14 protein-coding genes are annotated in these 14,848 nt (G+C 59.5%); 9 read left to right on the top strand and 5 right to left on the bottom strand.

Annotated features, from left to right (window positions below):
* Window positions 1–13: 13 nt before the first annotated feature.
* From hslO to TAN611_RS22035, 4 genes are all read right to left on the bottom strand, one after another.
* Window positions 14–895 carry an Hsp33 family molecular chaperone HslO gene (hslO, locus tag TAN611_RS22050; protein WP_105232938.1) on the bottom strand — a complete coding sequence of 294 codons (882 nt, stop codon included), beginning with the start codon at window positions 893–895 and terminating at the stop codon, window positions 14–16.
* Window positions 896–920: 25 nt separating this feature from the next.
* Window positions 921–1,328: a ribosome-associated heat shock protein Hsp15 gene (gene hslR / locus TAN611_RS22045; protein WP_105232937.1), complete on the bottom strand. Its 408-nt coding sequence runs from the start codon at window positions 1,326–1,328 to the stop codon at window positions 921–923.
* Complete coding sequence (gene yrfG / locus TAN611_RS22040) at window positions 1,325–2,005, bottom strand: GMP/IMP nucleotidase (RefSeq protein ID WP_105232936.1); 681 nt, start codon at window positions 2,003–2,005, stop codon at window positions 1,325–1,327. The genes hslR and yrfG overlap by 4 nt, the downstream gene beginning before the upstream one ends.
* A gap of 152 nt (window positions 2,006–2,157) precedes the next feature.
* Window positions 2,158–4,293 (bottom strand): intracellular growth attenuator family protein, encoded by a 2,136-nt coding sequence (locus tag TAN611_RS22035; protein ID WP_111737903.1) that lies wholly within the window; start codon window positions 4,291–4,293, stop codon window positions 2,158–2,160.
* A gap of 434 nt (window positions 4,294–4,727) precedes the next feature.
* Between TAN611_RS22035 and nudE the strand changes: the two genes are divergently transcribed.
* Window positions 4,728–5,282, top strand: coding sequence for an ADP compounds hydrolase NudE (nudE, locus tag TAN611_RS22030; RefSeq protein ID WP_105232934.1), 555 nt, complete (start codon window positions 4,728–4,730; stop codon window positions 5,280–5,282).
* Window positions 5,283–5,357: 75 nt separating this feature from the next.
* Here the strand turns inward: nudE and mrcA are convergent, their stop codons facing one another.
* Window positions 5,358–7,919, bottom strand: coding sequence for a peptidoglycan glycosyltransferase/peptidoglycan DD-transpeptidase MrcA (gene mrcA, locus TAN611_RS22025; RefSeq protein ID WP_105232933.1), 2,562 nt, complete (start codon window positions 7,917–7,919; stop codon window positions 5,358–5,360).
* A gap of 122 nt (window positions 7,920–8,041) precedes the next feature.
* On the opposite strand from mrcA, the gene pilM reads away from it, so the two are divergent.
* The 8 genes from pilM to TAN611_RS21985 all read left to right on the top strand — a co-directional run bounded on the left by pilM (window position 8,042) and on the right by TAN611_RS21985 (window position 14,715).
* Window positions 8,042–8,878: a type IV pilus biogenesis protein PilM gene (gene pilM / locus TAN611_RS22020; protein ID WP_203067000.1), complete on the top strand. Its 837-nt coding sequence runs from the start codon at window positions 8,042–8,044 to the stop codon at window positions 8,876–8,878.
* Window positions 8,878–9,414, top strand: coding sequence for a PilN domain-containing protein (locus TAN611_RS22015; RefSeq protein WP_111737902.1), 537 nt, complete (start codon window positions 8,878–8,880; stop codon window positions 9,412–9,414). The genes pilM and TAN611_RS22015 overlap by 1 nt, the downstream gene beginning before the upstream one ends.
* Window positions 9,415–9,463: 49 nt before the next feature.
* Window positions 9,464–9,889, top strand: coding sequence for a hypothetical protein (locus TAN611_RS22010; RefSeq protein WP_158684853.1), 426 nt, complete (start codon window positions 9,464–9,466; stop codon window positions 9,887–9,889).
* The gene (locus TAN611_RS22005) at window positions 9,874–10,239 is read left to right on the top strand and encodes a HofP DNA utilization family protein (RefSeq protein WP_105232929.1); all 366 of its coding nucleotides are present in this window, start codon (window positions 9,874–9,876) and stop codon (window positions 10,237–10,239) included. Before TAN611_RS22010 ends, TAN611_RS22005 begins: the two co-directional genes overlap by 16 nt.
* On the top strand, window positions 10,236–11,447 hold the full coding sequence (gene hofQ, locus TAN611_RS22000) for a DNA uptake porin HofQ (protein ID WP_111737900.1): 1,212 nt from the start codon (window positions 10,236–10,238) through the stop codon (window positions 11,445–11,447). The genes TAN611_RS22005 and hofQ overlap by 4 nt, the downstream gene beginning before the upstream one ends.
* A 349-nt stretch (window positions 11,448–11,796) precedes the next feature.
* Window positions 11,797–12,318 (top strand): shikimate kinase AroK, encoded by a 522-nt coding sequence (gene aroK / locus TAN611_RS21995; protein WP_015962198.1) that lies wholly within the window; start codon window positions 11,797–11,799, stop codon window positions 12,316–12,318.
* 56 nt (window positions 12,319–12,374) lie between these two features.
* A complete protein-coding gene (aroB, locus tag TAN611_RS21990) occupies window positions 12,375–13,463 on the top strand; it encodes a 3-dehydroquinate synthase (RefSeq protein WP_105232927.1) in 1,089 nt (362 codons plus the stop codon).
* Between the two features lie 253 nt (window positions 13,464–13,716).
* On the top strand, window positions 13,717–14,715 hold the full coding sequence (locus TAN611_RS21985) for an SPOR domain-containing protein (RefSeq protein ID WP_105232926.1): 999 nt from the start codon (window positions 13,717–13,719) through the stop codon (window positions 14,713–14,715).
* Window positions 14,716–14,848: the final 133 nt, after the last annotated feature.

The following is a 14,848-nucleotide window of genomic DNA, read 5'->3' as shown; positions in this document are numbered from 1 at the left end:
TATGGGGTGCAACTTAGTGTAACTGGTCGCTTTCGCCGGTGTTACCTGCGTATAGCGCGGCGACGTCCATCGCATCAAACACGTAATGGTTGCCGCAATAGTCGCAGTGCATATCGATGTTGCCGTCCTGCTCCAGCATATCGGCCACCTCATCGGTGGGCAGCGTCAGCAGCGCGTCGGCGCAGCGCTGGCGCGAGCAGGTGCAGCGGAATATGACCGGCTGCGGTTCATACAGCGTCACCTCTTCCTGGTGGTACAGGCGGTACAGCACCTCATTGGCCGGCAGAGTGAACAGCTCTTCGTTCTTGATGGTGGCGGTCAGCTGCACCAGGTGATCGAAGTCGTCAGCGTTTTGTTCGTCCTGCGCCGGCAGAACCTGCAGCAGCATGCCGCCGGCGGCCGGCTGGCCGTCAGCCTCGCCGGTGCGAATAAACAGACGGGTCGGCAGCTGTTCCGACTGGCGGAAATAGTTCTCCAGGCACTCGGCCAGGGTTTCGCCTTCCAGCGCCACTACGCCCTGATAGCGCTCGCCCTCGGCCGGGGTAATGGTAATGACCATCACGCCGTTGCCGATCATCTGCTGCAGCGTGCTGCCGTCGGCGATATCGCCCTGCAGGCGCGCCACACCGCGCATTTCCTGCTGGTTGTTGCCATTGATCACCGCCAGCTTCAGCGGGCCGTCGCCCTGCAGCTGTACGGTAATATCGCCGTCGAATTTCAGGGTTGCCGTCAGCAGGCTGGTTGCCACCAGCATTTCACCCAGCAGCGCCTGCACCGGGGCAGGGTAGTCGTGGTTTTCCAGAATGTGCCGATAGGTGTCGCTGAGGGTAACCAGCTCACCGCGCACCGCGTAGTTCTCGAACAGGTAACGGTGTAATTGGTCATGATTAGACATAGTTTTCTCTCTGTGAGGCGAGGGATTATTCCGACTCGCCAAATTTAAATTTAATCAGGGTGCGCCGTTCCTTCTTGTCCGGACGGCGGTCCGGATGCGGCATGCTCAGGGCGTTCAGCTTGCGTGCCTGCGCCATCTTTTCCCGGTTGGCGATGCTGGCTGCGGTTTCCTCATACATCAGCTGCGCTTCGCCGGCGCCGCGCCGCTGGCCGTTGAGCGCCAGCACGATTACCGTGCGTTCCTCATTTCCCTGACGCAGCTTGATCTCCGCGTTCAGCTCGACGTTCTTGCTGGGCTTGCTGCGCTGGCCGTTATAGTGCACTTTGCCGCCGTCGATCATCTCGCGCGCCAGCGAACGGGTTTTGTAAAACCGTGCGGCCCACAGCCACTTGTCTAAACGGACGGCATCATCGCTCGTCGTTTTTGCTTTCATTTTGGCTCCCGTGCCAGCGCCGGTATCAACTGACGGTAATCGCGCATGGACGGATGACGCTGGAAAGTTTTTTCCGCCATGCTGGAATCCGGATTTTGTACGCCGAGACAATAGCGAATGCCAAACCGGTGCGCGGCGTCCAGAATCGGTTCGCCGTCATCCACGAACAGCGTGCGCTGCGGGTCGAAGCCGATGCGTTGCTGCACCGCCTGCCACAGGCGCTGATCTTCCTTCGGATATCCAAATGTGTGGGTGGAAAGTAATAAATCAAGGTGCCGATCGAGGCCGGTATGCGCAATTTTTACCGCCAGACTGTGCGGGTGCGCATTGGTCAGCAAAATGGCCTGGCGGCCGGAGTCGCGCAGCGCCTGCAGAAACGGCGCGGTATCATCGCGCAGGCGGGCGCGGGAGCCGGCTTCGCTGGTCATGGCGTAAATATCCAGATCCAGTCGCGAGCTCCAGTAATCAAAGCAGTACCAGTTCATGGTGTGCTGTACTGCGGCATACTCGGCGTCAATCATTTGACGGGCCTGCTCAAACGAGATGTCGCGCTGGGCGCTCAGCGCCTGCGGCACCCGCTGCAGCCAAAAGTGGCTGTCGAACTCCAGATCGAGCAGGGTGCCGTCCATGTCCAGCAAAACGGTATCTATATTGCGCCAATCAAATTCAGGAACCATGAATACTCCAGCGGCAGGCCTGGTCGCCCATTGTGAAAACGGTGTTTCCGCCCGTCGTCGTACCGGCGGGAAGGGCGGAGAATATAGGGTTAGGGTAGCATAAGCAGATGACAATACGTGAGAACGGGCCGGCGCCGCCGGCCCGTCAGGACTTAGTCCCTGGAATGCAGTGAGACAGGCGTCAGCTGCGGGTTAAAGCAGCTTTCATAATAGCTCTGAATGTCAGCCAGCCGGCGGCGGTTCATCCGCTGACGCTGGATCAAGCGGAACGTATTGTAACCGAGGCCGAACGTCACTCCGATCAGCAACAGGCTGGTGCCGAGGTAGCGCCACAGCGTGATGATATCCGGCTCGCTGTGCAGCGCGATATGGCGGGTTCCGTTGGCGTCGGTGCTGAGGCTGGTGATAACGCCCTGCGCTTCAAACGGCGTATGCAGCAGAACGCTGGTCATTCGCTTCAGCGCATTCCACTGCTCCAGCGCATTGTCTTCATTCGGCGATGCGGCCGGCTGCAGCGTATGGTTCACCAGCTGTTTGCCTTCATCGCTGGAGATCAGGAAACCGCCCGGCGGCGGGCTGTTCAGCGCCGCTGCCGCCTGACGGGTTTCCTGATACACGAAGGAGGAGGTGGCCGATTTGGTCAGCCGTTCCAGAGATTCGGCACTGACCGGCCGCAGCAGGACGTTGACGCCGTCCAGCGAGCCGGAACGTGCGCGTTTTACCAGGCTGTTCCAGTCTTTGGCGTTGCCAAGGTTCACCAGAGCGTTTTTCAGCCGCACGCAGTCGTTGCTTTCCCCGCACAGGTCACGGGTCTTCAGCACAATATCAGAAAAATCATCCAGCAGAATCATGCCGGATTTTTCGATGGCGCTGGCCAGCTGCGGGTTGATTTTCTGGTCGCTGCCGCTGGGATGCAGCTGGCTGTTGACCGTGGTGAGCAGCGCCGAGGCCTTATCGATAATGTCCGACTCCGGCTGTGGCAGCGGCGCGGCGGTGTTCCAGTAAATGCCCGAGCAGTCGAACGGCATAAAGCCGGCCGCCGAGGCATTGACCGGCGTCGGCGGTACATAGCACATGCCGCTGCCCTGAATTTTCAGGCTGTCGCCGACGTGCAGAGGAATGGTTTCCAGCGCCTGTACGCTGCTGACTTCGGTGCGCTGTGCACCCTGCAGCCAGGCGACGCTCAGTTTCAGCGGCAGGCCCAGCGGGATATAACTCAGCAGTAAAATCAGCACCAGCAGCGAGCTGGCGATCAGCGCGGCGTTCTTCCCCCAGTGCTGCAGCGGGAAGTGCTTCATTTCATCATGCAGCGACAGGTAACGCCCCTGGCGCACCACCTGGCGGTTGAGATAGATATCGACGTCGGTAGGCTTGCCCAGATCTGCGCTGACGAACGACTGCCAGTGCGTGGGATACGCCAGGTCGACGGTGCCGAGCGAGATGTTGCTGATCTGCCCCTGACCGGACTCGCCGAACAGCCCCCAGCGCTTCGGCGTGCCGCGCAGGCAATGAATCTCTTTCAGTTCATGATCGGCCGGGCGGCGGAACAGGTTCCAGCACCCCCAGGCGATCATCAGCACCGCGACGAAAATCATCCACGGCACCACCAGAACGGGGCTGATCAGGCTGAAGAACAGCAGCAGCAGGGCGGCGGAAATAATGCCGGCTTCCTTCAGGCCGCTGGGCCTGCTGAGCATATGTTCTTCCGGCGTTTCCTTACGGATATTCAGCAGCTCGACATGTTCGCTTTCTTCCTTGCGGATGGAAGCGTTGCGCGCCGGTTCGGCGCTGACGACCGGCGGCAGCGGGCGATCGTTGATATGGTCGGTGAGCGAGTGGCCGTTGAGGGAGATCACCAGCGGCAGCGTTTGCGTTTTGATGATTTCCACGTGGTTGTCGGCGCTGATGTACTGTTCCCAGAACGGCGGCAGATGCACCTCTTCGGAGTCCAGATAGTAGCGCCATTTGTTCGGCTCATCGCTGGCGAGGCCGTAACGGGTAATCGCGTGGGTAACCGGGTAGACGTTGTCGCTTTGCGGGGTCAGCGCCAGCTTACTGGCGGACAGGGGCGAGCTGCTGGGCAGCAGTTTATTGCCCAGCCGGTTTTGCTGACCGAGGTAGTGCTCGACTGCTGCTCGCTCTTCCGACGTCAGCTTGCGGTGCGTCGGCTTGAGAAAGGGCAATGAACGGGCCAATACCGGCCGGTTGCGAGCTTTAAACCAAAAATACAGGCCAGCAATTATCAGACAGGCAAGCACTAAGGCTAATATCAACACTATTGTGCTCATGCTATCCCCATATTACGCCATGACTCCCGTCAACCTGATGATAAAGTTGCCTATTATATGCAGTAAATCAGAATGAGGCAGCTGCGGCGCCGGTAAAAATGAAAAAACGCACGGTTAAACAAACCCCAATCCTGCACGATGATAACAAGCGGCGACCACTGCTAATATCGGCATTGTCCTATTTTAACACGATTTATTTGCTGAATTAGCGGAGAAAAAAGGCATCTGCTGGCCGGAGTTGTTAAAAAAAAGTAAATTAGAGGCTGTATGCGTTGCGACCAAGGTTCCCATTAACGCACAATGTGATCAAGATCGACAATGGTCAGCGTCTCATCATGTCGTTAACGGCATGCTGCGCCAATCATTATTCCGGTTACCCTATCCTCGGCACCATACTTGGGAGGCGCAGGGCGGTAACGCATTTTGAGGCAATCATGGATAAACACCTGCAAAAACCTAAAATCCTGAAGGTAGAAACCATCGCACGTTCGCGCTTGTTTAACGTTGAATCTGTCGATCTGGAGTTCAGCAACGGTGTGCGGCGAGTATACGAACGTATGCGGCCTTCCGACCGTGAAGCGGTGATGATTGTGCCGGTAATTGGCGACGACCTGCTGTTGATTCGCGAGTATGCGGTCGGCACGGAATCCTATGAGCTGGGGTTCCCGAAGGGGCTGATCGACCCGGGTGAAGAGGTGCTGGAAGCCGCCAACCGCGAATTGATGGAAGAGGTGGGTTTCGGAGCGGAGCGCTTTGATTTCCTCAGCAAGTTAACCATGGCACCGTCCTATTTCTCCAGCAAGATGAATATCGTGCTGGCACACGATCTGTACCCGCAAAAGCTGGAAGGGGACGAGCCGGAGCCGCTGCCGCAGGTGCGCTGGCCCATTGCCAATATGATGGCGCTGTTGGCGGAACCGGATTTTCGCGAGGCGCGTAACGTCAGCGCGTTGTTCCTGGCCGAGGCCTTCCTGCGCGGCGGCCGTTAAACGGCCGCACGCGATGTTTATCGCCTGACACAGCGCAAATAAAAAGGGCCAGATTTCTCTGGCCCTTGTTTATGGTTAGAACAGTTCGTGGCTTTCGCCGCCGGAATCCATCAGGGTGGTGCCGGCATCGTAGGTCGGGTACTCCGTTGGCTGCGTGCCTTCGATAAAGTACTCGGAACGGCTGCCGGCGCCGCCTTTCGACAGTTTGCCGGTGCTCTTGTCGATAATAACGCTGATAATGCCCTGCGGCGGCGTGGCTTTCTGCTCCGGAATGCCTTCCAGCGCAATCTTCATAAACTCATCCCACGCCGGCTGCGCGCTCTTCGCACCGCCTTCGCCGCCGGAAATCTGGTCCGGAATGGCGCCGGAGGCCGTTGAGCGACCCAGGGTGCGGCGGTGGTCATCAAAGCCGATCCAGACGGTGGTGACCGTATCCGGGCCATAGCCGGAGAACCAGGCGTCTTTCGAGCTGTTGGTGGTGCCGGTTTTGCCGCCGATATCACGACGTTTCAGATCGCGGCCGGCGCGCCAGCCGGTGCCCATCCAGCCCGGTTCGCCGTAGATGTTGCTGTTCAGCGCATCGTGGATCAGGAATGACAGCGGCGTGTTGATCACGTGCGGCGCATACTGCTGATCGCCGTCCTGCAGCACCTGGGCCGGGGTAACCTGCTCCAGCTTCGGCATTGGCACGCCGGCGTTGTTGTTGTCTTCCTGTGAGACCGCCACGTTTTCCACGTTATCGTCCGACAGCACCGCCGAACGGTGGGTGTCGCCGTAAATCACCGGCAGGTTACAGCTGTTGCAGACCACTTTCGGCTTGGCTTCAAAAATGGTGTTGCCGGTTTCATCTTCGATATGCGTGATGAAGTACGGATCCACCAGATAACCGCCGTTCGCCAGCACGGCGTAGCCGCGCACCAACTGCATCGGGGTGAAGGAGGCGGAACCCAGCGCCAGTGACTCTGAATGCACGATGTTTTGCGCCGGGAAGCCGAAACGCTGCAGGTATTCAGCCGCGTAGTCGACGCCCATCGCACGCATGGCGCGCACCATCACCACGTTCTTCGACTGCCCCAGACCCTGACGCAGACGGATTGGACCGACGTAGGTAGGCGGCGAGTTCTTCGGCCGCCATTCGGTGCCGGAGCCGGCATCCCAGCGGGTGACCGGCAGGTCGTTCAGGATCGTGGCCAGCGTTAAGCCTTTATCCATCGCTGCGGTATACAGGAACGGCTTGATATTGGAGCCGACCTGACGCAGCGCCTGGGTGACGCGGTTGAACTTGCTCTGGTTGAAGTCGAAACCGCCGACCAGCGCTTTCACGGCGCCGTCATGCGGATTCAGCGATATCAGCGCGGAGTTGACGTCCGGCACCTGCGACAGCCACCAGGCATCGTTAACCTTACGCACCCAGACCTGCTGGCCAACCTGCACCACATCGGTCACGCGCTTCGGCGTCGGGCCTTGCAGCGTGTCGGATTTGTAAGGGCGCGCCCAGCGCATGCCCGCCATCGGCAGAGCGATGCTGCTGCCGTCCGCCAGCATGGCGGTTGCCTGCTCGGCATTGGCGGCGGTGATCACCGCCGGCGCCAGCGGGCCGTAGTTTGGCAGGCCTTTGAGCGAGGTGGTGATTTGCTTCTGATCCCAGGCAGCTTCGCCGACTTTCCACAGCACATTGGACGGGCCGCGGTAGCCGTGGCGCATATCGTACGCCAGCACGTTGTCGCGTACCGACTGCTGTGCCGCCAGCTGCAGCTTCTTGGTGACGGTGGTATAGACCTTGTAGCCGTCGGTGTAGGCGTTTTCACCGTAACGCTTGATCATCTCCTGGCGCACCATCTCGGCGAGATAGGGGGCGGAGAAGCTGATCTGCGGCGCGTGGTAGTTGGCTACCAGCGGCTCGTTACGCGCTTCGTCGTATTGCGCCTGGTTGATGTAGTGTTCACCCAGCATACGGGCCAGCACCACGTTACGGCGCGCCACGGCGCGATCGTGCGAATAGAGCGGGTTAAAGGTGGACGGCGCCTTCGGCAGGCCGGCGATGGTGGCGATTTCGCTCAGGGTCAGCTGACTGACGTCTTTGCCGAAATAGACCTGCGCCGCGGCGCCGACGCCGTAGGAGCGGTAACCCAGATAAATTTTGTTCAGATACAGCTCAAGAATTTCATCTTTCGTCAGCATCTGCTCAATACGCACCGCCAAAAACGCTTCCTTAATCTTACGCATCAGCGTGCGTTCCGGACTCAGGAAGAAGTTTCTGGCGAGCTGTTGGGTGATGGTACTTGCCCCCTGGGACGCGTGGCCGGAGACCATCGCCACCGACGCGGCGCGGAAGATACCGATCGGGTCAACGCCGTGGTGCTCATAGAACCGGCTGTCCTCGGTGGCGATAAAGGCGCGCACCATCACCGGCGGAATTTGATCCAGTTTGAGCGGAATACGGCGTTTTTCGCCGTATTGGGCGATCAGTTCGCCATCGGCACTGTAAACCTGCATCGGGATTTGCAGTCGGACATCTTTCAGCGTTGCGACGTCGGGCAGCTGTGGCTCGACATATTTGTACAAGCCAAAAACCGAGGCTGCTCCCAGCACGATGCAACATACTGCAAGGATTAGAAAATACTTTACGAACTTCACCTGAGATTTCCCATTTTCATGTCATTTGGGCAGTTTATAAACAACCGCGCGGTAGTATAAAGGTAAGGCTTCGCCATGGATATGTTCTTTTATCATCTCATCTTAAGGAGGCGGGTCAAAATATGTTCCCGAACACATGGAATGTGGGGCTCGACATACAGAGCAACAGCCTGCGTGCAATCGCGGCACAACAGCGTCGCGGCGGTTGGCAGCTGCGGCACTGGTGGCAACAAAACTTGCCGTATGCCGTATTGCGCGACGGTTATCTGGATCAATCCGAAAGTTTAATTCCGCTGTTGCGGCAATGGCGAATCCGCTTGCCGAGACATATTTCCTTACGCATTGCCTTACCTGTGCAACGGGTTTTACAACATGTCATACCGGCGCCGGATGCTCGGCTGCAGGAGCCGGCGCGCGATCGCTATATCACCGCGCAGGGGGCGAAGCAGTTCCCGCTCGACAGCCAGACGCTGGCGCTGGACTACCGTCCGCCGCAGGAACGGGCGGCGCAACTGTTGCTCACCGCCGCCCGCCAGCAGGAACTGCAGATGTGGCTGCGCTGCCTGCAGCAGGCCGATCTCTCACCGCAGGTGGTGGATATCACGCCCTGCGCGTTGTTGGCCATGGGGGAGGCGGCCGGGCTGCCGGCCGATGCCGTTTTGCTGCATCGGCTGGACGATCACTGGCTGTGGGCGGCGCCGCGCAGTGCTGCTTTTGCCTGCGGCGTGCTGCGCGAGTCGGAGATGGACGGTGCCGATCGGGCGTTAGCGGCGGTGTTGGCCGCCAACGCCGGAGCGGAGACGCTGTATTACAGCAGCGTACTGGACGAACCCGCACCGGAGGGGGCACGGCTATGGTCGCCGCTTGACGCTTTCCCTTACCGGCAGGCGCCGCTGCCGGCAAAGCCGGGGGCCTTTGTGCTGGCCGGCGGGCTGGCGCTGCGTCAGGAGGACTGCTGATGTATCAGGTGAATTTATTGCCCTGGCGCCAGCGGGCGCAGCGTCGACGCGCACGCTTCTGGCTACGTTTGCTGACGCTGCAGCTGGCATTGGCGCTGACGATCGCCGCCGTGATGTTGGCAGGCGTGCGCCATCGGCAGCAGCAACAGCGCAGCCTGCTGCAGCAATACACGCAGCAGAACGAGGCGTTGCAGCAGCAGTATCGGCTGATTCAAGCGGCGACGGGGGAACTAACGCGGCTGAGTGAACGCCAGGCGCAGCATCGCCGCAATCAGGCCCATAATCTGCAGTATGCGCGGTTTTTGCCGCAGTTGGCGGCGGCGCTGCCGGCCAGCGTATGGCTGCTCTCGCTGGATACACAGGCGCATACCCTGCGGGTGCGTGGGCTGAGTCAGGGGTATCCGGCATTGGCCCGGCTGACGCACCGTTTGACGACGCAGGCGTTGTTGCCCGGTCATCGGTTGACGGACGTCGCGCAACGTTCGGACGGCCTGTTCTCTTTTACCCTGACGGCGCCCTGGAGGCATGATGAGTAGGCCGTTGCCTGATGGGCTTATCCTTTGGCTGCAACGACCAGGGTGGCAAGTGTTGGCCTGGCAGTGGCTGCTGCTTGGCGTCTTGCTGGCGCTACCCGGCATGTTGCTGATCCGTGGCGAGTGGCGGCAGTCGGCTCGCTTAAGTGATGACGTCCGACAGCAGGCGCAACGCGTGGAGCAGTTGCAGCTGCAGTTGGCATCGCTGCCGTCACTGGCGACGTTGGAGCAACAGATAGCGCAGCAGCGGGAACGGCGGCCGGCCGAACCGGAACTGGCGGAGGTGCTGCAGCGGACCGGCGTCAGGCTGTTGCGTTGGCAGCGGCAGGAACAGCCGGCGCAGCAACGGCTGCGGTTACGCAGCGACTACTTCTCTTTGCTGCAGCTGCTGGAAAGTTTGCCGGGCACGGTGCGCATCAGTCAGTTATCCCTGGAGATGCAGCCGGAAGGATTGAGTGCGGAATGGCTGTTGCAATAAGGCATTGCGGCTGGTTGGCGCTGGCGTTGGTGCCTGCGCTGTGGGCGGCGCAGCCGCGCGATCCTTTCCAACCGCCTGCCGTATCCTGTCCCGGCACCGGCGTGTCGCCCGAACGATGGCGGCTGACGGGCATCATCGGGCAGGCGGATCGCCGTATGGGCTGGGTCATCACGCCGGAAAAGCGCTGGTTGCGGCTGCAGCTCCGGCAAGAGGTGCTGAACGGGCGCTGGCAGGTGACGCATATTGGCGTACAGACGCTGAGGCTGCAGGCCGTGGTGACCGATGCGCTCTGTCCGCCGACAGCCGGCGATGTCACGCTGGTTTTGGGGAGTAATAAGGAAGCAATATGAAAGGATGCAAAAGTTTGGCGGGGCTGCTGTGCGCGTTATCGTTCGCCGTTATGGCGGCACAACAGGATGATGCGCCGGTTTCTCTGACGTTTCATGATGCGCCGATCGTTCTGGTGCTGCAGGCGCTGGCAGATTATCAGCAGCTGAATCTGGTGACGGCGGAGACGGTGAGCGGCACCCTGACGCTGCGGCTGGAAGAGGTGCCGTGGCGGCAGGCGCTGGCGGTGATTTTGCGGATGGGGAAGCTGAACATGACGCTCGACGGCAAGGTGATGACGGTCTTTCCGGCCGAGAAGATGCCGCCGCCGCTGCAGACGCTGACGCAGCGGCTGCATCACGCAGAGGCGGCGGCGATCTCGCAGAGCTTACAGGCGCAGCGCGGCGCGCTGTTGAGCGAGCGCGGCAGTGTCGTGGTGGATCAGCGTACCAACACCCTGATGATTCGCGACGAGGCACCGGCGCTGAAGGTGCTGGCAGACTGGCTGCAGCAGATGGATCGGCCACTGGAGCAGGTGCAGCTGGCGGCGCATATCGTTACTATCGGCAGTGAGGATTTACGCGAGCTGGGCGTCAGTTGGGGGCTGGCGGACGAAGAACTGCCGGCGAAAGCGCTGCGGCTCGACAACTTTAGCGTTGGTTTGCCCCTGGAGCGCAGTGCGATAAGCGCGGGGTTTCACTTGGCGCGCATCAGCGGACGCATCCTGGATCTGGAACTGACGGCGCTGGAACAGGAAAATGCGCTGGAGATTATCGCCAGCCCGCGTCTGGTCACCGCTAACCAGCAGACCGCCAGTATCAAGCAAGGGACGGAAATTCCGTATGAAGTGTCCAGCGGCGCCAGCGGTGCGACGTCGGTTGAATTTAAAGAGGCGGTGCTGGGGATGGAGGTCACGCCGAAGATTTTACCTAACGGCCGTATTGCGTTGCAGTTGCAGATCAGCCAAAACATGCCCGGCCGCGCGATCAAGCAGGGGGAGGGCGAAGCCCTGGCGATCGACAAGCAGGAGATAAAAACGCAGGTCACGGTAAAAAACGGCGAAACCATCGTTTTGGGCGGCATATTCCAGCGGCAAAGCAGCCGCAGCGCCGACAAGGTGCCGGGATTGGGCGATGTACCGCTGCTGGGTTCGCTGTTTAAACGCAGCGGCACACAGTATAAAAAGCGGGAACTGGTGATTTTCATCACGCCAACCCTGGTCAAAGGTTGAGCACTCAGCGGCCTCTCCGACGAAAATTTGCAGAAGTTGATGAGCAGATGCACTTTTTTCTCGCCACAGAGACATCTGAGTTTGACGCTGCGGCCGATTTAGCTTACAAGGGTTACCGAATTGAGCTCCGAGGTTTTTTTGTTAACGCTCAGACGCCGTTAAAAACATATGGTTTCCCTCCCGCGGCGTGGATAGCGATTTATTCGGTTGCCAAACTACCAAGAGTGTTGAGATAATTTTTCGTCTGATCTCGCACTATCGCTCATGAGGTTTCAGTTTAGGTCCCGCCGCTGATTTGATTGGCGGGGCGGGTTATCATTAACGAATTGTCTTAGTAATACCGAAAAACATGGCAGAGAAACGCAATATCTTTCTGGTTGGGCCTATGGGTGCCGGCAAAAGCACTATTGGCCGTCAGTTAGCTCAGCAACTCAATATGGAGTTCTTCGACTCCGATCAAGAAATTGAGCGACGTACCGGAGCTGACGTGGGCTGGGTATTCGACGTGGAAGGCGAAGAAGGTTTCCGCGATCGTGAAGAAAAAGTCATTAATGAACTGACGGAAAAGCAAGGGATTGTGCTGGCGACCGGCGGTGGTTCGGTGAAATCGCGTGAGACGCGTAACCGTCTGTCGGCGCGAGGTGTCGTTGTTTATTTAGAAACCACCATCGAAAAACAGTTGGCTCGTACCCAGCGTGATAAAAAGCGTCCGCTGCTGCAGGTTGATGAGCCGCCGCGTGAGGTGTTGGAGGCGCTGGCAAAGGAACGCAATCCGTTGTACGAAGAAATCGCCGATGTCACTATCCGTACCGACGATCAAAGCGCTAAGGTAGTTGCCAACCAGATTATCAATATGCTGGAAAACAACTGATTGCGTTCCCCGCGCCGCGATGCGGGGAGTAACCACATTGGGGAACTGGGCGCGATATGGAAAGAGTTACCGTAACGCTTGGGGAGCGTAGCTACCCGATTACCATTGCTGCCGGATTGTTTAACGATCCGGCTTCTTTTATGCCGCTGCAGGCGGGCGATCAGGTGATGCTGGTCACTAACCAGACGCTGGCGCCGCTGTATCTGGAACAGGTGCGTAAGGTGCTTGAACAGAGCGGCGTGGTGGTTGATCAGGTGATTCTGCCGGATGGCGAACAGTATAAATCCCTTGCAGTGCTGGAACAGGTGTTCTCGGCGTTGCTGGCCAAGCCCCATGGCCGCGACACCACCCTGGTCGCCCTTGGCGGCGGCGTTATCGGCGACCTGACCGGGTTTGCCGCGGCGTGCTACCAGCGCGGCGTCCGTTTTATTCAGGTGCCGACCACGCTGCTGTCGCAGGTGGACTCCTCCGTTGGCGGGAAAACCGCCGTCAATCATCCGCTCGGTAAAAACATGATCGGCGCGTTCTATCAGCCGGCTTCGGTCGTGGTTGATCTGGACTGTCTGAAGACGTTACCGGCGCGCGAGCTTTCATCCGGTCTGGCGGAAGTGATCAAGTATGGGATTATTCTTGATGCCGATTTCTTCCGTTGGCTGGAAAATAATATCGATGCGTTGGTCGCGCTGGATATGCAGGCGCTGGCATACTGCATTCGTCGCTGCTGCGAACTGAAAGCGCAGGTGGTTGCCGCCGATGAGCGTGAAAGCGGCCTGCGCGCCCTGCTGAATCTGGGCCATACCTACGGCCACGCGATTGAGGCGGAGCTGGGTTACGGCGTCTGGCTGCACGGCGAAGCCGTGGCGGCCGGCATGATGATGGCGGCGCACACTGCACGTCGGCTGGGACAGTTTTCCGAGCAGGATATTGCGCGCGTCAGCAACTTGCTGCAGCGTGCGGGCCTGCCGGTGACCGGGCCGCAGGAAATGGCGCCGGCGGCGTACCTGCCGCATATGATGCGCGACAAGAAGGTGCTGGCCGGTGAACTGCGCCTGGTGCTGCCGACGGCGATCGGCGCAGCGGAGGTTCGCAGCGGCGTAGCGCATGATACGGTATTGGCGTCGATTGAAGATTGCCTGCCGCAGTAAGTGACTTGCGCGCTCTCTGATAAATCGTCGTGTTTTGGCGGTGTTGTCAAAAGAAGAGGGCAATAACAGTGGCTTAGCCGCGGTTTGCATCTATATTATTAATCATGCGAATGGGTTTTGCCCGATTATCATGATTTGGGTTAATCGGCTGTATCGCCGTCGCTTTACCGTGATACGCCCCAGGTGGCTGGTGCTACGCAAGGCGGCCAGCCTGCGGGGTAACAGCCTTTACCTCTCAGTTGGAGGGTTTTAGATGGATGAATTTAAACCGGAAGACGATCTCCGACCCGATAGCAGCGATCGTCCTTCCTCACGGTCGCGTAAAGCGGCCCCCGGCCCGCGTTTAGCCGTTTCACGTCAGCATCTGATGATCGGCATCGGCATCCTGGTGCTGTTGCTGCTGATTATCGGGATCGGCTCTGCGCTGAAAGCGCCGACCAAACACGAATCCGCGCAGCAGCAGGGCAATCAGTCCGGTTCGGCGCGCGACATCAATCTGTCCGGCTCCTCATCGTTGACCACGACGAATAATGGCGTTCCGGGCGGCACCACCGATGCCAATGACGCCAACGGCGTGAATACGACCCAGCCGCAGCAGCCGCAAGAGATCAGCGTACCGCCGATTTCCGGCACGCCGACCGAGGCGCAGCCACAGCCGCAACAGGGCGGCGCGCAGCAACGCGTGGATCTGCCGGGCAATATGAACGATGCACTCTCTGCGCAGCAAGGGCAGGTCGATGCCGCTACGCAAGGCATGACGGGCGGCAATTCAACGCTGCCGACGGCGCCGGCGACGGTGATGGGCGGTTCGAATACGCCGCGTGAAACCACGCGCCCGGTGCAGAGCCATACCGCGCAGCCGCATAAAACGCCGGCGAAGAGCGCCAGCAAGCCGACCGCCTCGACGCATAAATCAAGCAGCAGCAAAGCCTCAGCCTCCTCCGGGAAATCCGCTGCGGTCAGCGGCAGCGGCGGCGCTATCCAGTCTGCCCCGGCCAGCCGCTTCACGCTGCAGCTGAGCAGCGCGTCCCGCTCCGATACCTTGAACGCTTTTGCCAAACAGCAGAAGCTGCCGAACTATTCCGTGTATCAAACCACGCGCAACGGTAAACCGTGGTTCGTACTGGTGAGCGGCGTTTACGCCTCTTCCGGTGAAGCGAAGCGCGCCATTGCGTCGTTGCCGGCGGATGTGCAGGCGAAAAAACCGTGGGTTCGTTCTGTACGTCAGGTACAGCAGGACCAGAAAAAGTAATCTGACAGCTTTCAGGCCGCCCTCCTGCGCCATGCGACGACCTCAGGTCCGAGCCATGGCCAGGCGGCGGCCTGCAGGATGAAGGGTATCAATCATTTTAATTTGTGCGCTGATGTGCTGTCTGAAACAGAGT

This window comes from Serratia sp. Tan611 (genome assembly GCF_905188235.1).
Lineage (GTDB): Bacteria > Pseudomonadota > Gammaproteobacteria > Enterobacterales > Enterobacteriaceae > Serratia_B > Serratia_B rhizosphaerae.
This window is presented reverse-complemented; position numbering and strand designations above follow the sequence as displayed.

What these genes read in the sequence shown, in the direction of transcription:
- hslO (WP_105232938.1), bottom strand. Translation starts at nt 895, where the DNA reads ATGTCTAATCATGACCAATTACACCGTTACCTGTTCGAGAACTACGCG.
- hslR (WP_105232937.1), bottom strand. Translation starts at nt 1,328, where the DNA reads ATGAAAGCAAAAACGACGAGCGATGATGCCGTCCGTTTAGACAAGTGG.
- yrfG (WP_105232936.1), bottom strand. Translation starts at nt 2,005, where the DNA reads ATGGTTCCTGAATTTGATTGGCGCAATATAGATACCGTTTTGCTGGAC.
- TAN611_RS22035 (WP_111737903.1), bottom strand. Translation starts at nt 4,293, where the DNA reads ATGAGCACAATAGTGTTGATATTAGCCTTAGTGCTTGCCTGTCTGATA.
- nudE (WP_105232934.1), top strand. Translation starts at nt 4,728, where the DNA reads ATGGATAAACACCTGCAAAAACCTAAAATCCTGAAGGTAGAAACCATC.
- pilM (WP_203067000.1), top strand. Translation starts at nt 8,042, where the DNA reads ATGTTCCCGAACACATGGAATGTGGGGCTCGACATACAGAGCAACAGC.
- TAN611_RS22015 (WP_111737902.1), top strand. Translation starts at nt 8,878, where the DNA reads ATGTATCAGGTGAATTTATTGCCCTGGCGCCAGCGGGCGCAGCGTCGA.
- TAN611_RS22005 (WP_105232929.1), top strand. Translation starts at nt 9,874, where the DNA reads ATGGCTGTTGCAATAAGGCATTGCGGCTGGTTGGCGCTGGCGTTGGTG.
- hofQ (WP_111737900.1), top strand. Translation starts at nt 10,236, where the DNA reads ATGAAAGGATGCAAAAGTTTGGCGGGGCTGCTGTGCGCGTTATCGTTC.
- aroK (WP_015962198.1), top strand. Translation starts at nt 11,797, where the DNA reads ATGGCAGAGAAACGCAATATCTTTCTGGTTGGGCCTATGGGTGCCGGC.
- aroB (WP_105232927.1), top strand. Translation starts at nt 12,375, where the DNA reads ATGGAAAGAGTTACCGTAACGCTTGGGGAGCGTAGCTACCCGATTACC.
- TAN611_RS21985 (WP_105232926.1), top strand. Translation starts at nt 13,717, where the DNA reads ATGGATGAATTTAAACCGGAAGACGATCTCCGACCCGATAGCAGCGAT.